Raw genomic sequence first — 19127 nt, 5'->3', positions numbered from 1 at the left:
TTTAAACACAACCAGAAGGCGGTTTATTTAACTTTTTCTCTCGCAAGGATTTGCGAGGTGATCACCAATACGAGTGACACGACCAGCATGACGGTTGCCAATGCGTTGACCTCTGGAGAGATACCCACTTTCACCATTGAGTAGATTTTCAGTGGCAGAATCTCATAAGTCGGGCCCGTCACAAACGAACTGATGATAACGTCATCTAAAGATAGGGTAAAACTCAGCAACCAACCAGCTGCAACAGCCGGTTTCGCCAGCGGCAGAATAATTTGCTTCAGAATCACCCATTCGCTTGCACCAAGGTCTTTTGCTGCTTCAAGCATTTTCACATCAAAACCGTTTAAGCGGCTATAAACCGTGACCACAACAAATGGCAAACAGAAGGTGATGTGCGCAACCAAAAGAGTAAAGAAACCCAATTGTGCACCCAGCACAAGAAACAGCGCCAATAGAGAAATAGCCATCACAATATCCGGAGACATCATAACGACAAACAGCATACCGTTGACTGCACTTTTGCCTTTGAACTGGTAGCGGAATAGGGCAACCGCCGTCAAACTGCCGATAATCGTTGCGGCAGTTGCTGAAAAAATCGCAACGTTAAACGAGTGCCATGCAGCTTGCATCAAGCTGTCGTTATTCACTAGCGCGTGATACCACTTGGTGGTGAATCCGCCCCATTTCATACCAAACTTGTTTTCGTTAAACGAGTTGGCGATCAATACGATGATTGGTAAATACAAAAACGCATAAACCAACGTCATAAAGCTAAATCTAACTGTACGCCCCATTAGTCCAGCTCCACTTTCTTATTCAACAATTTACCCGCGCGATAGTAGGCATAAAGCATAATCGCCATTGCGATGGTCAACGCGATACTGGTCGCAGCCCCAAATGGCCAATCACGGGCATTAAGCACTTGGCTCTTAATGACGTTACCAATCAGCAAGTTTTTCGCACCACCAAGCAAGTCTGAAATGTAGAACATGCCCAGAGCAGGGAGGAGAACCAGCAAACAACCGCCGATAATGCCAGGCATGGTCAATGGCAGAATGACCTTTGTTAGGGTCTGGAACTTGTTTGCACCTAAGTCTTTTGCCGCTTCGATGTATGTGTTATCCAGTTTTTCTATGGCTGAGTACAACGGCAAAATCATAAATGGCAGTAGAATGTATACCAAGCCAATCATAACCGCAGTTTCGGTAAACATAATGCGTATCGGTGTATCAATCAGGCCAACGCTTAGCAGTGCTTTATTGAGAACACCTTGCGTTCCCAACACAACTTTTAGCCCATAGGTGCGGATCAGTGAGTTGGTCCAGAAAGGCACAATCACTAAAAACAGCATAATTGGACGCCATTTGTGTGGCATCTTCGCCACAATGTAAGCGAATGGGTAGCCCACTACCAAACAGATAAGGGTTGCCACAATCGCCATATAGAAGGAGTGCAGCAACACTTTCACGTACAAAGGATCGAGCAAACGCGCGTAGTTATCCAATGTAAACGTCATCTCAATGAGGTTAGCTTCATCACGCGTCAGAAAACTGGTGCCAATGATCATCAGGTTTGGAATCAGTACAAAAAGAACCAACCAACCGACAATCAGCGTGATAATGGCGTTTTGAAGACTAAATTTCTTGCTCATCACTTAGTACCACTTCCCAGCTTTCAACCCAAGTAATGGCGACTTTTTGTCCCAAAGAGTGGTCCACATCAGGATCATCTTCGTTAAAGAACTCGCTTACCATTACACGCATGCCAGATTCCGTTTCAATAACAGAATCAAGAGTCATCCCTTTGTAAGTACGCTCGGTAACGTGACCGACAATACCTTTCTCTTCGGATTCTTTGATCTCTTCAATACGTAAGTCTTCTGGACGAAGTAGTACTTGCAGTTTCTGACCTTCCGTTACCGGCTCATCAAAATAAACCACAGAGTCAACACCTTCAATTTCTGCACGAATGCGTTTTTCGTCAAGGCGTTCTTTTGCTGTTGCTTCAAAAACGTTGATTTCGCCAATGAAACGCGCAACAAATAAATTTTTCGGATCTTCGTAGATTTCGCGAGGTGAACCATCTTGCTCGATAACGCCTGAGCGCATGACGATAATGCGGTCTGACATCGATAGTGCTTCTTCCTGATCGTGCGTGACGAAAATGAAGGTGATGCCAAGCTGGCGCTGTAGCTGCTTAAGCTCAATCTGCATTTGCTTACGTAATTTGTAATCAAGCGCTGATAGGGATTCATCAAGTAATAGTACTTTTGGTTTGTTCACCACAGCACGCGCAATTGCAATACGCTGCTGTTGACCACCAGAAAGCTGATGAGGTTTACGCTGAGCCATGCTTTCAAGGCGAACCATTTTAAGTGCGTCCATTACACGAGGTTCTATCTCAGACGAAGGCACTTTTTGCATACGTAGACCAAATGCGACATTATCAAAAACGGTCATATGCGGGAAAAGCGCATAGCTTTGGAATACGGTGTTGACATGCCTTTGTTCCGCAGGAACATGAGTGACATCCTGATTGTCGATCGTAATTTGGCCGTTATCTGCAGTTTCAAAACCTGCGATCATACGTAAAACCGTTGTTTTACCACAGCCAGAAGGCCCAAGAATCGTTAAAAATTCACCGTGATTAACGTCTAGGTTTAAATTACCGATGATTTCCTTACCATCGAAACTCTTACTGATACCAGATAAACGGATTACTGGTTGTCCTGCGTGTTTTTTAGCGTTCAACGTCTGTATTTCTCCCACATTGGTCACGTAACTCGTATGACCTGTAGTAATTCACAATAAGGCGCGCATGATAATCACCAAAAGTGTGAAATTAAAGTAATTTCTCATGTCAAAACGGAAAAAGTTTTTCAGGTAAAAAACTCGATTAGTTACCATACTAATACATAGGATAAAGTGAATTTTCCAAGTGATTGAATGAATGTCAAAATATCCTGTAACAAACTGTTCTGTCGCCTATAGTTTTCAAGCGGTTAATTATCAATCAATTTGCAAATAAAGCAAGCAGTTGGTTAGCAAACAGAGTTTAGCAAACGTCAGATTTCAGTATAATGAATGCCTTTCTTATCAAGACAAACTTTTACAGCAGATAAGCAAGTCAGCTTAGGATATCTATGAAAAACGAATTCGAAAAAGAGATTAACATTGGCGGTACTATTGAAAGTGCGCTCTCTGGTCAATATGAGCTGAGTGCTGGAGCTGTTTTTAGTGAAGCTTGGAAGAAAACGATGTCGCATTTCTTCAGCTTTTCTCCAGCTATCGTGCTGCTACTCGCGCTACAGTTGCTGATTTTCTATATCGCACTTCAACTGCAACTTGGTGAGCCGAGTGTCATCCTTGATGCCATCGTCAATCCCGATTTACTGACTGAACAAATTGTTTCGGCTATTTATGTCGCAAACTTCAGCTACGAAGTGATTAGCGCCCCGATTTTTGCCGGTGTCAGCTTGATGGCGATGAGCCATGCTGCAGGCTTACAGACGAAAACTCGCCACATCAGCAAAGGGCTTCAATACACGATTCCCGTTATTCTTGCTACTTTGTTCAGCTTGATGCTTCAAGGCTTACTGGGCATGATTTTTCCTTTGCTTTCACTTTATCTTTCAATGGCGTTTAGTCACTCGATTCTGCTTATCTGTGAAAAGAATGTTCCACCAATGCAATCTCTGCTGCTTTCTTTACGTGCGATCAACCGAAAAATTCTAGTCGTATCAGGTTTGTACCTGCTGGTGATGGTGATGTTTGCGGTAGCAACGATCTTTTATGGCATCGGGTTGATTTTTGTTTTGCCATTTTTCTTCCATCTCAAAGGTATTCTCTACCGCGAGATGTTTGGTATCCGTTTGAAAATAGTGGCTACCTCCGGTTCCGACGACAATAACGATAACAATTCACAGGTATTTAATGCTTAACCCATCACAATCTACATTTTTAAAAGTGACCGCTGTTGCGGCTTTTGTTGCTTTCTCTGCTGTCGGTCCATATGTGTTCTATCGAGACCATCAACCTAAAGAACAAGTACAAGCTATTGAGTCTTTACCTGACTTCGCTGCGATTCAAAATGTCGCCGAGAAAAAAAGGGCCTTTTTCGACTATCTAAGACCTATGGTGGCACTGGAAAACCAACGCGTGCTTGAAGAGCGTTCTTTTCTAGAATCTTTGGATATGGCCAACTTATCGGAAAAGCAGAACGCTCGACTCGACAAGTTAGCCTCTCGTTACAATGTCACACTTTCAGCGGAAGAAGCTAATGAAGACTCTTTGAATGAATTGATGTTGAGAGTCAATGTGTTGCCAGAAGCGCTCGTCATGATTCAAGCTGCCAACGAGTCCGCTTGGGGAACTTCGCGCTTTGCTCGTCAAGCAAACAATCTCTTTGGCCAGTGGTGCTATACCCCAGGATGTGGTGTGGTTCCACTTGAACGTAATCAAGGTGCTTTCCACGAAGTGGCGAAGTTTTCTTCGGTTCAAGATTCGGTTCATGGCTATTTTATGAACGTTAATCGTAATCGTGCATACAGAGAGCTGCGTGAGATTCGCGCCACTCTTGATATGCAAGGTCGCGATCTACAAAGCGTCTCCGTGGCGACAGAACTGACGAATGGCCTGCTTTCATATTCAGAGAGAGGGCAGGATTATGTTGATGATCTGCAAGCTATGATCCGCCACAATGCAGAATTTTGGACAAACTAAAACAATAAGAGAAATAGAATGAATAAGATTGGCCTCACCTTACTCTGTACCGCCTTATCCTCTTTCGTGGTAACACCGGTATCTGCGCAAGAATACATGTTTACCTACTCAAAACTCTTTTCTCAATTAAAAAACAATACCAAAGAGGGGCATGAAGACGTTAAGGTCGGCATTTTTTTCGTTAATCCTCAAACCAAACAGCTTTGTAATATTGAAAAAGCATGGATGGAAAAAGAGGAGCATTACGAAGAATTTATGATTCCCGCATCAAAGGAATTACCGCTACCAATAGACAACAACCTTAAGTCAGCAAATCCACTGGTTTTTGTTCAGACACCGCAAGATATGCGCTGTGACTACTCGCTCGTTGTGATGACCAAGCAGCCATTACAAGGAAAAGTGACGTATGAGCAGCTAGAGCCACTCATGCCACAGATGAAAACCATGTTGGATGATTTGGGCGGCATGTTTTCTAGCTGGTTCACGCCTGATGTAGAAGGGGTGACAATGGAGTTCGCCGATCAATTGAACGACATGATTACCTTCTCCAATGGGCAGAAAAAAGCGATCGTCAACGGTAAGGTGCAAGTGGCACTTAGTGAGATAGGCGAAACTGGCTATATGGTGTTACCGCAGCCCACTATGCGCGTTTTGCCTTACTTACCTGCGGCTAAGAAGTAATGAGTTGAACACTCAAGTGATAAAACAAAGGCTACCAACATGGTCGCCTTTATTGTTTTTGCAAGCTGATTAAATATTGGCCACATCTAGCTTTAAGCTTGGATCAAACTCGTGCACCATATCTTCATCTTCGACGGTTGCAACAGGTATTTCTTCTTTGTCGAAACCGATATCACCACCGTTAATCACGCCTGAATCTTTGTTGATCGATTTAAAATCAAACAACTCAAAATCCGCTAAATGGCTTGGCACCACATTCTGCATTGCGCGGAACATTGTCTCAATACGACCTGGGAAACGCTTATCCCAGTCATTCAGCATCTGTTTGATATTTTGACGCTGCAAGTTTGGTTGAGAGCCACATAGGTTACATGGAATGATAGGGTAGCCGGTCATATCTGAATATTTGATGATGTCTTTCTCACGGCAGTAGGCCAGTGGACGAATCACAACGTGTTCACCATTATCTGAAACCAGCTTAGGTGGCATACCTTTCATTTTTCCACCGTAGAACATGTTTAGAAACAAGGTCTCTAGTATGTCGTCACGATGGTGGCCTAGTGCAATTTTTGTTGCGCCGAGTTCTTTTGCTGTACGGTACAAAATACCACGACGTAAGCGAGAACAAAGTGAACAGGTCGTTTTACCTTCAGGAATCTTATCTTGAACGATCGAGTAGGTATCTTCTTCTACGATCTTATATTCCACACCTAAACTTTCTAGGTATTCAGGCAGTACATGTGCTGGAAAGCCAGGTTGCTTTTGGTCAAGGTTAACAGCGACAAGAGAAAAGGAGATTGGTGCACTTTTTTGTAAGCTCATCAGGATGTCCAACATGGTAAAGCTGTCTTTACCGCCAGACAAACACACCATAATACGGTCACCGTCTTCGATCATGTTGAAGTCCGCAATCGCTTGGCCTGTATTACGACGAATACGCTTTTGTAACTTGTTGAAGTTATATTGTTGAGCTTTAGTGCGCTCTTGAATTTGCTCTGTCATCGGCTGTTAGTCTTAAAACACATCAAAATAAATGAAGTGCGTATGATACGGATAAATTTCCAAGATGCCAGTACCGGACAAAAAAATCCCGGGCTTAATTACCCGGGAGTTTAAGTTATGAAGCTGTCGTTGGATCTAATGGACTCACGTAGCCTTTTGGCTTCAGCGCTAATACATCACAGTTGATTTTATCAATCACATGCTCGGCGGTGTTGCCGATAAACACGGCGGAGAGGCCAGTACGTCCCGTGGTTCCAAGAATCACCATTGCGGCATTCAGCTTTTCGGCGGCAGAAGGAATGACATCCTCTGGTAAGCCTTGTTCTACAATAGTGTGTTCTTCATCAATACCATGCTGCTGTCTCAGCGCTTTCATGGCTGTTAGATGATGCCCACGAACGGCATCTGTATAGGTTGTCGGATCAAACTCTGGAAGTTCTATCGTGATATTGGCTGGCGTCACTGGGTACGCATTGACAAGATACGCTTCTGCATCTAAACGGTTCGTGATCTCTTTTAGTCTTTCAACCATACTATTGTTTAACTCAAGGTGAGTTTCGTTTTCAGAACCAACATGAACTGAAGCAAGGATATTGGCATGCTCTGGCCAATCGGCATTTTTGATCAGCAACACGGGGATAGGGCACTTGCGTAATAAATGCCAGTCAGTAGGTGTAAAGATAACCGACTCAAGAACGTCGTGTTTACGAGTTCCTTTAATCAAAATGTCGTGACCACCGCCGAAGACTTCTGCAATGATTGCTTCATACGGACGGTTATGCCAAACCACTTTTATTTCAAACTCGACGGAATCATCTAAATAGGGCTCTGCAATCTTTTTCAACCACTGCTCGCGCTGAAAAATAACACCACGTCTCATTGCATCACGTTCATCAATAGACAGCATTGACGTCATGTCATATGAGAAATCGTATATCGATAAAAAGAAGGTTATGTGACTTTTAGAAACGCTCTTTTTCGCTAATTGTACTGCTCTTGCCAATGCAGGTTGCTCATCTTTATTGATGTCTGCAACAACGAGGATTTTACTATAAATACTCATATTTCAGCCCACTTATGTTGTAGAACCATATAAATACTTTAGCGTAAAAAAAGGAGAAATATTAGGATATTACGAAGAGAATGAAGAAAAGTATGATGTAGCTCAGGATTGAGCCACATCACCTATAAGGATTTAGTTTTTCGAAACGCCCGCTAGCTCCATCAAAGCATCGTGGTCAAGGATAGTGATGTACTTACCTTTAACACTGAGCATTTCCGATTTCTGAAAACGCCCTAGTAAACGGCTAATGGTTTCAACGGTTAGACCTAGGTAATTACCAATATCACCACGAGTCATCGTAAGTCGAAACTCACGTGGGCTAAATCCACGCTGGGAGAAGCGAGTTGAAAGGTTATACAAGAAAGCAGCCAAACGCTCCTCTGCGTTCTTTTTTGAAAGAAGCAGAATCATCTCTTGATCGCCTTTAATCTCGTTACTCATCAGACGCATAATTTGCTGACGTAACTTTGGCATTTTACCTGAAAGGTCATCTAAAATTTCATACGGGATTTCACAAACCATTGATGTTTCAAGTGCTTGAGCAAAGCTAGGATGGCTATCACCAGTAATAGCATCAAAACCAACCAAATCGCCCGCTAAGTGAAACGCTGTAATCTGCTCATCACCCTGCTCAGTGATCGTGTAACTCTTAATGGTACCCGAACGAATGGCATACAGAGACTTCAATACGTCACCTGCTTTAAAAAGCTCTTGCCCTTTTTGAATCGGTTTTTTACGTTCGATGATCTGGTCTAGTTGATCTAATTCAGCTTCGTTCAATGTAAACGGAATACACAATTGGCTGATACTACAATCTTGACAATGAATCGCACAACCGCCTGACTGGATGCGCTTTGTCGCAGGTTTTTCAGAAATCATAACAACCTTTCACTATTTGATATACGTCAATATTTTAGCATTGCTTAATACTAAAGGATAGTAAAAAAAATGTTCTAGCCCTTAGTTAGTTGACTAATTGTAACAACTTCAGAGCCTCGTAAGCGGTGTAAACGCCGTAAGCAAAAAGGGAAAAAGCCGTAATATGACGAAATGTTAATGACGATTGCAAACGAGTAACAAACTGCGCACCAAACCCAACCAATATCATTGCTGGCAAGGTGCCTAGCCCAAAAGCAAGCATAATCAGAGATCCGTTGATAAAACCTCCAGAAACAGCCGACCAAGTTAAAGCCGAGTAGACCAAACCGCATGGCAACCATCCCCAAACAAAACCGTAGGGAAGAGCTTGTAGAGGATGTTTAATAGGAAGCAGGTGTGCGGTTACTGGCTTAATCCATCGCCAGATGAATTGCCCACCTTTTTCAACGGTCAATAGCGCACTCCATAGTTTGGAGATATACAGGGCTACAAGAATCATAAAAGATGCGGCAATCAATCTTAGCCAAGCTAATGAGTGGTTTAAGCCACTGAGCTCAGTTAATGATGAGACTGCTCCACCAATCAATCCGCCAAATAAGGCATAGCTAGTGAGGCGTCCAAGATTATAAAGGAGGGTATTGCGAATAGGTGAAGCTTGCTGCTGTCCGAGGTTAAGTAAAGAAGCGATACCACCACACATGCCAATGCAATGACCGGCCCCAGCAAGACCGATCATAAATGCGCCAATAAAGTCGGGCGTCATTCCGCTCTCTCAGCTTTAGTACTCTTTTTTTGCTCTTCGTCGAACAAAATATTGCTTCCCTGCCTCTCGAGGTCTTCAAACTGTTCGCTCTTCACCGCCCACAAAAACACCGCCACCGCAATGCACACCAAAACAATTGCAATAGGAATTAGAAGATACAAGCTTTCCATAGTTACTTACCGTGCTCTTTAAGCAGCCTGAGAGAATTTGAAACCACTATTATAGAACTCGCAGACATTCCTACAACAGCAATATAAGGAGCAACCAAACCTGCCACAGCCAACGGCAATATCAAAAGGTTATAACCCAGGGACCAAGCCAAGTTCTCTTTGATGATACGGCGCGTGCGCAAAGCAAGCTCTCTGGCTTCAAGCAGCTTATCTAGTCGGTCACCCAAAAGGGTCATATCAGCAGATGCTTTCGCTACATCCGTACCACTACCCATAGCGACAGACAAATGGGCACCAGCTAAAGTGGGCGCGTCATTGATACCGTCACCAACCATCAGCGTAATGTCGTTGATGTCGAGACCTTTTAGGTAGGCGAGCTTGTCTTCAGGTTTTGCAGAAGCAACAACGTGCTCGATTCCAACGGCTTTTGCGACACTTTCAGCATTGGCTGCCGAGTCTCCCGTCAATAAGGTGGTCTTAATACCCGCTTGAGCAAACTTTTCGATCAGTTTGTGGCTTTCTTTACGAATAGGATCATGGTAGATAAACGTAGCAATGTGTTGGTTATCCAAAGAGAGATACACCGCATTTTGCTCATCGGTTGAAGCACCTAATACATATTCAGCACTGCCAATTTTTACCGTAACGCTATTCCACTTTCCACTAATACCAGAACCAATTACGTTACTCACATCACTGAGCACAAAATCTTGGGTCGAATAAGACTTAAACGCTCTCGCAATAGGGTGGTTTGCATGATTTTCTAAACTCGCCGCCAATTGCAGGCATTGCAGGTCGGTTAAGTGTGCAAACACCTTGGTCTCTTTGATTTCGATATCGCCTTTGGTTAAGGTGCCCGTTTTATCGACAACCAGATGGTTGACCTTACACAGTGTTTCAAAGACATGGCCTTTGCGAAGCAGAATACCAAAATTGCCCATACGTGACGTTGCGCAAGTCAATGCTGTAGGCGTCGCTAGCGAAAGGGCGCAAGGGCAGGTTGCAACAAGCACAGAGAGCATAATCCAAAAGGCATCTTCTGGTTTTGTCTGATGCCAAAAAAACCATGTTGCCGCAGAGATAATAAGAATAGCGCCAACAAAGTAGCGAGCCACAACATCTGCCACTTCAGCGATTTTAGGCTTAGAATGCTGCGCTTCATCCTGAAGCCTAACAATATTAGAAATAACCGAGTCCGCTTTTGAACTGCTCACTTGCAACACGAAGGATTCATCGCCATTCATTGTGCCTGCATATACTGCATCACCTTCACGCTTCACAACATGGACGGATTCACCAGTTAACATCGATTCATCAATATGAATGCGGCCTTCGATCACTAATCCGTCTGCTGGGATATGTTCTCCCGGAAGTACACGAACCCGGTCACCAATCTTTAAGCTCTTAACTGGCACTTGCTGTCCGTCGAGTGTGGTCGCAATTGCTGGAATCAATTTGAGAAGATTACCGCTCGCTGCCGCTGCTTTTCTTCTCGCTCGCATTTCTAAGAAACGGCCTACAAGTAGGAAGAAGGTAAACATAGAGATAGACTCAAAGAACACTTCTCCTTGCTCTGTGACCGTCGCAACAAGGCTAGCAAAATAAGCAAAAATCAGTGCGATGGACACTGGCACATCCATACCCAGCGTCCGACCTTTAATACTGCGCCATGCATTGATATAAAAAGGAAGAGCTGAGTAAAGCAAGACAGGGGTTGCAAAAATCAAACTCACCCATCGAAAGTAGTTCTTAAACTCCGGTTCGAGATCGCCAAAAACTTCTAAATACAATGCAACAGCGAGCATCATCACTTGCATTGTTGCCAGTCCCGCTATACCTAATCGATAGAGATACTGCTTCATCGTTGCATGGTATGACGCCTCTTGTTGGTCAGCCTCGAAAGGCGCCGCTTTGTATCCCAACGCATGAATGCCAGAGAGAAGCTCGCTCAATTTAGTTTTTGACTTATCCCAAGAGAGAAGCGCACGATTCGTGGTAGTATTTACCTTTATTGACACCACACCCGCTTGCCCATTCATTTGTTTTTCAATTAGCCACGCGCACGCGGCACAAGAAACGCCCTCTAAAGAGAGCATCACTTCACAGTGATTATCATTACTTCGTACAAATTCAGATTGAACTTCTTCATTATCGTAATGAATGAGTGATTTGAGCTGCTCAGGAACAAGTTCAACTTTTTCAGCGTGAGCCGTTCTATATTGATAGTAGGAAACAAGGCCGTTGTCGATAATGGTCTGTGCCACAGTCTCACAACCGGGGCAGCACATGTCTCGAATCTCACCTAAAATTTCTACTTTAAAATCCGTATTGACCGGTACATCTTCACCACAGTGATAACAGGATTGCGTCATGGTCTTAGTTCATCAAAACAGTTGCAGAAGAAGGGAAAGTCACACGGCCTTGAACTAGCCATTTTTGATCATGTGGTTGCAGTTCAATAAACCAAGGGCCTTCCATTTGGTGCTCTGGTGATAAACGATAGACACCTTTGGCATCCGCCGTGAGTAACTGTGTAAAATCTCGGTCGGGCAGTGTGCGATGCGTAAATGTCGCCGTCAACGCGGGAAAATGAGGCAGTGCACCTTTGTTGAACTCAATAATAATGACATTGTTATCTGAAGAGACGGCGGCATTTAGGCCTAGTTCCTTCGCAACATTAAGCTTGCTAATATCGATGTTGATCCCTTTTCCTTTTTTATAGTAATCCTCAGCAACGAGAGAGACTGAGTTTTGTGAAAATATCACCACTGTTACGACCGTCCACACTACCACTGTCAGTGGCAAAATGATCAGAAACCACGGCCAAAACTGTTTATACCAAGGCTTTACCATAAAAAAGTTCTCAACAACTAAATGAAAGATAAGGGCTTTAATTTAAAGGAAAGACAGCCCCTTAAAAAGGGGCTGTTATTGAAATGTTACTTATTATTCTCGCTGTTGCTTAGACTCCAAACATAAGCGGCAACGAGTTGAACTTTGTCTTCTCCTAGAATATCTTTCCAGGCTGGCATCACACCAGAACGGCCGTTCATTACTGTTTCAGTGACATCCGCACGAGAATCACCAAACAACCAATCATTGTCGGTTAAATCTGGCGCACCAACAGCAGGGTTACCCTTACCATCAGTGCCGTGACATGCTGCACAAACAACGAAACGGGCTTTGCCAGCTTCAGCTTCACGTGCGTTCACTTTACGACCAGAAAGGCTTAGCGTATAACTCACCACTTCTTGAACACCTTGTTCGCCAAGTGCATCTTTCCACGCAGGCATCTGACCGATACGGCCATGCATGATTGTCGTTACGATAGCTTGCGGCTCACCGCCGTAGAGCCAGGCTGTATCTGTTAGGTTAGGGAAACCTTTCAGACCACGAGCGTCAGAACCATGACACTGCGAACAGTTCTGTAAAAACAGTCGTTGACCAACTTTGATCGCTTCATCATCTGTTGCGATCGCTGGAATAGGACGGAGGCCATTTTCGTCAAACGCTAAACGACGGAACGCTTCACCAAAGTAGGCATCCGCATCATCCAACTCTTTGGCGTATTGGTTCAGTTGCTTGTTCGATTGAGCATTAGCAACTGCCAGCTTAGACTCCTCAACTGTACGAACTGTTTGAGCAGAACTCTGCCAGCCCAAAACTCCCTTAAAGTTACCCAAACCAGGGAAAAGGGTTAGGTATACCGCTGCAAAAATAAATGTACCTACGAACAAGTAAGTCCACCATTTCGGTAGTGGGTTATTTAACTCGCGAATACCGTCGTACTCGTGGCCCATGTCTGCACCTTCTTCGACGCCCATTTTATCTTTAGCGCACCAGTAAAGAAGTACAGCACAGCCAACAAGCGTACCGACAGTAATCACAATAATCCAGAGACTCCAGAATGTAGTCATTACTTCGTCACTCCTTGTTTAGTTGGGCTAGATTTCTCTTCGTCAGCAAAAACAAGGTTAGCCGCTTCGTCAAAACTCGCTTTGCGTTTTTTGCTGTAAGCCCAAGCTACAATGCCTATAAAACTGGCGAAAAGTACAACGGTATAAACACTGTGAATTGTACCGAAATCCATCATTGCCCCCTTATTTCATCGCATGACCGAGAGATTGAAGGTAAGCGATGATGGCGTCCATCTCTGTCTTTCCTTCTACATCTTTGGCCGCATTAGCAATCTGTTCATCCGTGTATGGAACACCGAACTGATTACGGAACACTTCCAACTTCTTCTGGGTCAATTTGCCATCAAGTACATTTTCAGCAAGCCATGGGAAACCAGGCATATTTGATTCTGGTACTAGCTCACGAGGGTCTAACAAGTGAACGCGATGCCACTCATCTGAGTAACGACCACCAACACGTGCCAAATCAGGACCAGTACGCTTAGAACCCCAAAGGAAAGGATGTTCCCAAACGCTTTCACCAGCGACTGAGTAATGACCATAACGTTCTGTTTCCGAGCGGAAAGGGCGGATCATTTGGCTGTGACAAACGTTGCAGCCTTCACGAATGTAAATATCGCGACCTTCCATTTCCAACGCAGAGTAAGCACGTAAATTTTCTACCGGCTCTGTTGTTTGCTTTTGGAAAATCAGTGGTGTGATTTCTACGAGAGCACCCCAACTGATTGCAAAAACGATTAAGATAGCCAACAAACCGACATTGCGTTCAATGATTTCGTGGCGATTATTAGAATTAGAACTCATTCTTTAAATCTCCTTATGCCGGTTGAGCAATAGCTTTCAAGCTTTGCTTAGGTGCTGTTACTGTTTTGTACGTGTTGTATGCCATTAAGAACATACCCGATAGGAAGATAAAACCACCTAAGAAACGAACAAAATAGAATGGATAAGATGCTTCAACAGACTCTACGAAACTGTAAGTTAGCGTACCGTCTGAGTTAACTGCACGCCACATCAGACCCTGCATTACACCAGAGATCCACATTGCAACGATGTACAGTACTGTACCAATAGTCGCCAACCAGAAGTGAACATTGATTAGGCTTACTGAGTACATGCGCTCTTGGTTAAATAGGCGAGGGATCAAGTGGTAAACCGAACCAATTGACACCATTGCAACCCAACCCAACGCACCAGAGTGAACGTGACCTACGGTCCAGTCTGTATAGTGTGACAATGCGTTTACTGTCTTAATCGACATCATAGGGCCTTCGAAAGTCGACATGCCGTAGAACGAAAGTGAAACGATCAAGAAACGCAGGATAGGGTCGTAGCGAAGCTTATGCCAAGCACCGGATAGAGTCATAATACCGTTGATCATACCGCCCCATGATGGAGCGAACAGAACCAAAGACATCACCATGCCTAGAGACTGAGTCCAATCTGGAAGCGCCGTGTAGTGTAGGTGGTGAGGACCAGCCCAGATATACAGAGACACTAGTGCCCAGAAGTGAACGATCGATAAGCGGTATGAATAAACAGGGCGCTCAGCTTGTTTCGGTACGAAATAATACATCATACCCAAGAAACCCGCTGTTAGAAGGAAACCTACCGCATTGTGGCCATACCACCATTGAACCATCGCATCAACAGCGCCAGAGTAAATTGAGTAAGATTTACCTAGCGATACCGGGATAGCCATGCTGTTTACAATATGTAAAACAGCCACCGTAATGATGAAGGCACCGAAGAACCAGTTCGCCACATAGATGTGGGACGTGTTACGTTTAACCAAAGTTCCAAAGAACACAACCGCATATGAAACCCACACAACCGCGATTGCAATATCGATAGGCCATTCTAACTCTGCATACTCCTTACCAGAGGTAAAACCTAGAGGTAGGGTGATTGCAGCGGCGAGAATAATTGCTTGCCAACCCCAGAAGGTGAAGGCGACGAGAGGACCACCAAATAGACGAGTTTGACAAGTACGCTGTACAACGTAGTAAGACGTTGCGAACAGGGCACTGGTACCAAACGCGAAAATAACCGCGTTAGTATGCAGGGGACGTAAACGACTGTACGTCAACCACGGCGTATCAAAGTTGAGCTGTGGCCATACTAATTGAGCGGCAATCAAAACACCAACAGCCATACCGACAATACCCCATAAAATGGTCACAAGGGTAAACTGACGAACGACTGTATAGTTGTAGTTTTGTTCAAGCTGCTTTTCTTGGCTCATTTGCATGCTTCCAATTTCTAATTAACTACACTTTACTTCCAACACGACTTGCGTCGTAATGCCACCCAAATCAACTCAAGAAATACTGTGATATCATCACGTTATTACTCTTGCCGACTTTAATAAAAAGTGGCATTTTCAGTGGCACACTATACTTGAATTAACAATTCAATGACAGAGTAGTAACCTTACAGAAGCTCTGGAAATCATCTTTTATTTTAAAACTTTGAAGTTTGTAACAAGGAAAACTGAAAAAATGCCGGCACAAAAGTTAACAAAGGCGAGGCTTGCACAAATAATAATCATGCTAACGATATTAGTTGCCGCGTTTATATGGAGATCATTGAGTTATCAGCCAGTAAAAACCATTGACTGTTCACAAAAATCTCGATGTGAGTTAACACTTGAAGGTGAGAAAATTACTTTTTACCGCATTAACGGGCAAATACAGATCCAAACCGATAAAATGGACACTTTCAAAATTGATCTAGATCAAGACGTTACATTAAAATTCGTTTCGAATTTAACCATTACCGACATGAAGGAGTTGGAACAAAACATTAGGATCTTTAATAAGAAAAATGAACTTGTTGCCATCATTATTCTATAAATATGACTTAGTACACGTTGTTTCCGCAATATGACGATTTTTAGAACCAAAACATTATCGACTAGCCTGACTATTGGTATAAAGTAGTCTTAGTTGCAAAAACCTATAACTCACGATGCTTTGTCAATCAGTATTTAGCCACATAACTCACGAAAATTTAGCCGTTATAGAACTCAAAGAGCAAATTGTTCATGAGCACTTAGCGATGCTCATTTGTTATTACACTGAAGAGTATTCTTGTGAGCGGCTTAGAGAATCGTTCCAAACGCATTTTCCAGGCATCCCCATTCATGGCTCCAGCTCCTGCCGAGCAATTATGACCGATAAGGGCTACCATAGTGGGCCAGTTATCGGTGTATTCGCAATCTACGATAGTGGCAGCAATGCATACGGAACGGGAATATCCCATATCAACACAGCAGAATGCGACATCACCGCAACCATGTTTTATACGCTAAACATGGCACTTAAAAACGCAGATAGAATCGGTGAAGTACCAAGTCTCATCTTGTTGCACGCCACTCCGGGGCACGAAGAGTCTATCATCAAAGCAATTGATGAAAAATTTGGTACGTTAGTTCCTATTATCGGTGGAAGTGCTGCAGATAACCAAGTAGAAGCGAACTGGTCAATTTTTACCAACCAGGGAACTTCTAAACAAGGGGTTAGCTTAACCGTCTTTTTTTCGTCTCAGTCAATTTTCACCGCCTTCAGCGCTGGCCATACACCGACTGAATTAACAGGTACGGTAACCAAAGTTAGAGGACGAGAGATTCTAGAAATTGACAACCTACCAGCGAGTCAAGTCTATCGAGATTGGACTAAAATCCATCTTGATGAAAGTGAAAGGAATCAGCTAATTTTCGATATCGCAACAGCGTATCCTCTAGGAAGAATCGCCGGACAGCTGTATGACTACCCATATTTTATTCTGTCTCACCCAGTTAGAGAGACCGAGAGTCAAGGCATTGAACTCTTTTCAAGTATTGAAGAAGGTGAACAAATTTTCTTAATGCAAGGCTGTAAAGATCAACTTATCAGCCGTGCAGCCAAAGTGATCAATGCTGCCTTTTGGCAAAAGCTTGAAGACTCACAAAAAATTGGGGTTATAAACATCTTTTGTGCAGGTCCCATGATTCATCTACAGCAAGACATAGACAGAGTACTTAATCAACTGATGGAAGAACTCGATGACCGGCCGTTCATTTGTCCTTTCACATTCGGAGAGCAGGGTAGGTTTGTTGGAGGGGAGAATGGACATGGTAATCTGATGATTTCGTCCGCAATCTTTCATTCGCCTGTTGGTGATAAATCATATGACAACGTTTGAAAAAGAGGCTCTACACGACGCATTGGTGGAGCTAAAAAAAAGCCGAGAAATTGAGAAACGCTTAGCTGGAGAGAACAGCGCGATCCTCAGCGCAATTTCTGCAATGAGTGAAGCAAAAAATACACATGAAATATTTTTAGGCCTTCATCGCGTTCTCAATAAGTACATTGATTTTGATGATTTTGTCGTGATTACACGGCACAGTCGTCAGGAAAATTTTAAAACACTGCTCACCACAAATCAGGTTTTCAATGACACCGAATGGAGTGACGGAACCAAGTTCAATAGGGTACTCAATGGTGAATGTATATTACTCTTTGAACCAATTGCATTGACTGAGTTTGAAAAACTCAACAGTTTCGTCAAAAGCCATATCAACTCAGTCTTACTGACCGGTATAAACGCACAAGTCACTCAATCAGTTATCTTATTGATCGGCAGTAAAAAAGGGCAGTTTAGTATTGAATCAAAGGAAACGTTAAAACGCTTTCTTCCCCTTATTGAACGTGCCGTTATTGACATTGAAAATAAAGAAAAGTTACAACGTATCGTCGAATTAAGAACGCGAGAGCTCGCGTTAGCGAGAGAGGAGTCTGAAAGAGCGAACCGAGCGAAATCCGAGTTTCTTGCTATGATGAGTCACGAGTTAAGGACGCCACTGAACTCAGTACTTGGAATGTTAGACGTACTTAAGCAATCAGAGCTGTCGTTTGGGCACAATAATATGCTCTCTCAAATGGAAAACTCTGCTGAGTTATTACTAACCATTATCAGCGATATTCTTGATCTTTCAAGGATTGAATCAGGCGAGTTCTCCCTATCAGAGCAATGGATTAACATAAGTGACACTGTATCTTTTGTAATTTCACAGCAACAGCACTCCGCACTTTCAAAAGGGCTAAAGCTTGATCTAGACATTTGTCTAGACTCCAACCGCCACTATTGGCTCGATCCAAGCCGCCTGTCGCAAGTATTATTTAACCTTGTAGGCAACGCCATCAAGTTTACACAGAAAGGCACCATTCATGTACTCGTTGAACTTGAAAGCGACAACTTAAACATTCAGGTAAAAGACACCGGTATTGGAATCGAAAAAGATAAGCTACCATCTTTATTTACCGCGTTTAAGCAAGCGGACAGTTCCATTACGCGAAAATTTGGGGGAACTGGCCTCGGTTTGGCCATCACAAAGCATCTTGTCGAGTTAATGAGAGGCCAAGTCTACGTATCGAGCGTCTATGGTAGAGGTTCGACATTCACGGTACAAATTCCAGTAAAAAGCAGAAAACTGATCCGACGTAGCCTGATTTCAGATGTACGAAAACAAAGTTGCGCACTGAATGTCCTCGTGGTTGAAGATACACAATCAAATCAGATGGTTATCCAGTTGCTTTTAAACAAACTTGGTCACAACGTTTTTATTGCCAATAACGGCAGTGAAGCGATCGAATTTATCGAATCGAACACCGAAACACTCGACGTTGTCTTTATGGATGTTTCAATGCCAATAATGGATGGCTTGACCGCAACAAAAATCCTGAGAAAAAACGGGTTCGAAGTACCCATCATTGCGTTAACCGCACACGCACTGGCTAGCGACAAGCAGAAGTGCTTGAGCGTGGGTATGGATAATTTTGTCGCCAAACCGGTTCGGAAACAAGAGTTAGCAAATGCGATAGAAGCTTTAATGGTCTACTAATATAGAACCTTAAATCTTTGATTATAATGTTCTATATTAGGAGCTGC

Annotated in this window: 20 protein-coding genes; 6 read left to right on the top strand and 14 right to left on the bottom strand. The window is 43.4% G+C overall.

What is annotated here, in order from left to right:
• Positions 1–23: 23 nt before the first annotated feature.
• From potC to potA, 3 genes are read right to left on the bottom strand one after another with little or no spacing between them, the layout of a single operon-like run.
• The gene (gene potC, locus LZU85_RS14325; protein WP_011150281.1) at positions 24–794 is read right to left on the bottom strand and encodes a spermidine/putrescine ABC transporter permease PotC; all 771 of its coding nucleotides are present in this window, start codon (positions 792–794) and stop codon (positions 24–26) included.
• Entirely contained in the window at positions 794–1651 is an 858-nt protein-coding gene (gene potB, locus LZU85_RS14320; protein WP_237287369.1) for a spermidine/putrescine ABC transporter permease PotB, read from the bottom strand. The genes potC and potB overlap by 1 nt, the downstream gene beginning before the upstream one ends.
• On the bottom strand, positions 1635–2768 hold the full coding sequence (gene potA, locus LZU85_RS14315; RefSeq protein WP_176298790.1) for a spermidine/putrescine ABC transporter ATP-binding protein PotA: 1134 nt from the start codon (positions 2766–2768) through the stop codon (positions 1635–1637). Before potA ends, potB begins: the two co-directional genes overlap by 17 nt.
• A 374-nt stretch (positions 2769–3142) precedes the next feature.
• Here potA and LZU85_RS14310 point away from each other — a divergent pair, with 374 nt between their 5' ends.
• From LZU85_RS14310 to LZU85_RS14300, 3 genes are read left to right on the top strand one after another with little or no spacing between them, the layout of a single operon-like run.
• Positions 3143–3940 carry a DUF2189 domain-containing protein gene (locus tag LZU85_RS14310; RefSeq protein WP_011080453.1) on the top strand — a complete coding sequence of 266 codons (798 nt, stop codon included), beginning with the start codon at positions 3143–3145 and terminating at the stop codon, positions 3938–3940.
• Positions 3933–4721: a glucosaminidase domain-containing protein gene (locus LZU85_RS14305; RefSeq protein WP_045620014.1), complete on the top strand. Its 789-nt coding sequence runs from the start codon at positions 3933–3935 to the stop codon at positions 4719–4721. Before LZU85_RS14310 ends, LZU85_RS14305 begins: the two co-directional genes overlap by 8 nt.
• An 18-nt stretch (positions 4722–4739) precedes the next feature.
• Positions 4740–5402, top strand: a complete 663-nt coding sequence (locus tag LZU85_RS14300) for a DUF2987 domain-containing protein (protein WP_237287367.1) — start codon at positions 4740–4742, stop codon at positions 5400–5402.
• Between the two features lie 69 nt (positions 5403–5471).
• Here LZU85_RS14300 and ttcA read toward each other — a convergent pair whose 3' ends face one another.
• From ttcA to ccoN, 11 genes are all read right to left on the bottom strand, one after another.
• Complete coding sequence (gene ttcA, locus LZU85_RS14295; RefSeq protein WP_237287365.1) at positions 5472–6404, bottom strand: tRNA 2-thiocytidine(32) synthetase TtcA; 933 nt, start codon at positions 6402–6404, stop codon at positions 5472–5474.
• Between the two features lie 115 nt (positions 6405–6519).
• Complete coding sequence (uspE, locus tag LZU85_RS14290; protein ID WP_176298795.1) at positions 6520–7467, bottom strand: universal stress protein UspE; 948 nt, start codon at positions 7465–7467, stop codon at positions 6520–6522.
• Between the two features lie 132 nt (positions 7468–7599).
• A complete protein-coding gene (locus LZU85_RS14285) occupies positions 7600–8346 on the bottom strand; it encodes an FNR family transcription factor (RefSeq protein ID WP_176298796.1) in 747 nt (248 codons plus the stop codon).
• Positions 8347–8431: 85 nt separating this feature from the next.
• Entirely contained in the window at positions 8432–9109 is a 678-nt protein-coding gene (locus tag LZU85_RS14280; RefSeq protein ID WP_176298797.1) for a sulfite exporter TauE/SafE family protein, read from the bottom strand.
• Positions 9106–9279 (bottom strand): cbb3-type cytochrome oxidase assembly protein CcoS, encoded by a 174-nt coding sequence (gene ccoS / locus LZU85_RS14275; RefSeq protein ID WP_176298798.1) that lies wholly within the window; start codon positions 9277–9279, stop codon positions 9106–9108. The genes LZU85_RS14280 and ccoS overlap by 4 nt, the downstream gene beginning before the upstream one ends.
• 2 nt (positions 9280–9281) lie before the next feature.
• Entirely contained in the window at positions 9282–11651 is a 2370-nt protein-coding gene (locus tag LZU85_RS14270; protein WP_237287364.1) for a heavy metal translocating P-type ATPase, read from the bottom strand.
• A gap of 4 nt (positions 11652–11655) precedes the next feature.
• On the bottom strand, positions 11656–12132 hold the full coding sequence (locus tag LZU85_RS14265; RefSeq protein ID WP_237287361.1) for a FixH family protein: 477 nt from the start codon (positions 12130–12132) through the stop codon (positions 11656–11658).
• Between the two features lie 86 nt (positions 12133–12218).
• Positions 12219–13196: a cytochrome-c oxidase, cbb3-type subunit III gene (gene ccoP / locus LZU85_RS14260; protein WP_176298801.1), complete on the bottom strand. Its 978-nt coding sequence runs from the start codon at positions 13194–13196 to the stop codon at positions 12219–12221.
• The gene (locus tag LZU85_RS14255; RefSeq protein WP_176298802.1) at positions 13196–13369 is read right to left on the bottom strand and encodes a cbb3-type cytochrome oxidase subunit 3; all 174 of its coding nucleotides are present in this window, start codon (positions 13367–13369) and stop codon (positions 13196–13198) included. The genes ccoP and LZU85_RS14255 overlap by 1 nt, the downstream gene beginning before the upstream one ends.
• Before the next feature lie 10 nt (positions 13370–13379).
• The gene (ccoO, locus tag LZU85_RS14250) at positions 13380–14000 is read right to left on the bottom strand and encodes a cytochrome-c oxidase, cbb3-type subunit II (RefSeq protein ID WP_176298803.1); all 621 of its coding nucleotides are present in this window, start codon (positions 13998–14000) and stop codon (positions 13380–13382) included.
• A 13-nt stretch (positions 14001–14013) separates the two neighbouring features.
• Positions 14014–15441 carry a cytochrome-c oxidase, cbb3-type subunit I gene (gene ccoN, locus LZU85_RS14245; protein ID WP_176298804.1) on the bottom strand — a complete coding sequence of 476 codons (1428 nt, stop codon included), beginning with the start codon at positions 15439–15441 and terminating at the stop codon, positions 14014–14016.
• A 256-nt stretch (positions 15442–15697) separates the two neighbouring features.
• Between ccoN and LZU85_RS14240 the strand changes: the two genes are divergently transcribed.
• From LZU85_RS14240 to LZU85_RS14230, 3 genes are all read left to right on the top strand, one after another.
• Positions 15698–16051 carry a hypothetical protein gene (locus tag LZU85_RS14240; protein ID WP_237287360.1) on the top strand — a complete coding sequence of 118 codons (354 nt, stop codon included), beginning with the start codon at positions 15698–15700 and terminating at the stop codon, positions 16049–16051.
• Between the two features lie 115 nt (positions 16052–16166).
• The gene (locus LZU85_RS14235) at positions 16167–17381 is read left to right on the top strand and encodes an FIST signal transduction protein (protein WP_237287358.1); all 1215 of its coding nucleotides are present in this window, start codon (positions 16167–16169) and stop codon (positions 17379–17381) included.
• The gene (locus LZU85_RS14230) at positions 17368–19080 is read left to right on the top strand and encodes an ATP-binding protein (protein WP_419795973.1); all 1713 of its coding nucleotides are present in this window, start codon (positions 17368–17370) and stop codon (positions 19078–19080) included. Before LZU85_RS14235 ends, LZU85_RS14230 begins: the two co-directional genes overlap by 14 nt.
• Positions 19081–19127 lie beyond the last annotated feature (47 nt).

Source organism: Vibrio floridensis, assembly GCF_021852965.1.
Lineage (GTDB): Bacteria > Pseudomonadota > Gammaproteobacteria > Enterobacterales > Vibrionaceae > Vibrio > Vibrio floridensis.
This window is presented reverse-complemented; position numbering and strand designations above follow the sequence as displayed.

Bases quoted from the DNA above. Each gene is read 5' to 3' on its own strand.
- potC (WP_011150281.1), bottom strand. From the start codon at position 794: ATGGGGCGTACAGTTAGATTTAGCTTTATGACGTTGGTTTATGCGTTT.
- potB (WP_237287369.1), bottom strand. From the start codon at position 1,651: ATGAGCAAGAAATTTAGTCTTCAAAACGCCATTATCACGCTGATTGTC.
- LZU85_RS14310 (WP_011080453.1), top strand. From the start codon at position 3,143: ATGAAAAACGAATTCGAAAAAGAGATTAACATTGGCGGTACTATTGAA.
- LZU85_RS14305 (WP_045620014.1), top strand. From the start codon at position 3,933: ATGCTTAACCCATCACAATCTACATTTTTAAAAGTGACCGCTGTTGCG.
- LZU85_RS14300 (WP_237287367.1), top strand. From the start codon at position 4,740: ATGAATAAGATTGGCCTCACCTTACTCTGTACCGCCTTATCCTCTTTC.
- ttcA (WP_237287365.1), bottom strand. From the start codon at position 6,404: ATGACAGAGCAAATTCAAGAGCGCACTAAAGCTCAACAATATAACTTC.
- uspE (WP_176298795.1), bottom strand. From the start codon at position 7,467: ATGAGTATTTATAGTAAAATCCTCGTTGTTGCAGACATCAATAAAGAT.
- LZU85_RS14285 (WP_176298796.1), bottom strand. From the start codon at position 8,346: ATGATTTCTGAAAAACCTGCGACAAAGCGCATCCAGTCAGGCGGTTGT.
- LZU85_RS14280 (WP_176298797.1), bottom strand. From the start codon at position 9,109: ATGACGCCCGACTTTATTGGCGCATTTATGATCGGTCTTGCTGGGGCC.
- ccoS (WP_176298798.1), bottom strand. From the start codon at position 9,279: ATGGAAAGCTTGTATCTTCTAATTCCTATTGCAATTGTTTTGGTGTGC.
- LZU85_RS14270 (WP_237287364.1), bottom strand. From the start codon at position 11,651: ATGACGCAATCCTGTTATCACTGTGGTGAAGATGTACCGGTCAATACG.
- LZU85_RS14265 (WP_237287361.1), bottom strand. From the start codon at position 12,132: ATGGTAAAGCCTTGGTATAAACAGTTTTGGCCGTGGTTTCTGATCATT.
- ccoP (WP_176298801.1), bottom strand. From the start codon at position 13,196: ATGACTACATTCTGGAGTCTCTGGATTATTGTGATTACTGTCGGTACG.
- LZU85_RS14255 (WP_176298802.1), bottom strand. From the start codon at position 13,369: ATGGATTTCGGTACAATTCACAGTGTTTATACCGTTGTACTTTTCGCC.
- ccoO (WP_176298803.1), bottom strand. From the start codon at position 14,000: ATGAGTTCTAATTCTAATAATCGCCACGAAATCATTGAACGCAATGTC.
- ccoN (WP_176298804.1), bottom strand. From the start codon at position 15,441: ATGAGCCAAGAAAAGCAGCTTGAACAAAACTACAACTATACAGTCGTT.
- LZU85_RS14240 (WP_237287360.1), top strand. From the start codon at position 15,698: ATGCCGGCACAAAAGTTAACAAAGGCGAGGCTTGCACAAATAATAATC.
- LZU85_RS14235 (WP_237287358.1), top strand. From the start codon at position 16,167: ATGCTTTGTCAATCAGTATTTAGCCACATAACTCACGAAAATTTAGCC.
- LZU85_RS14230 (WP_419795973.1), top strand. From the start codon at position 17,368: ATGACAACGTTTGAAAAAGAGGCTCTACACGACGCATTGGTGGAGCTA.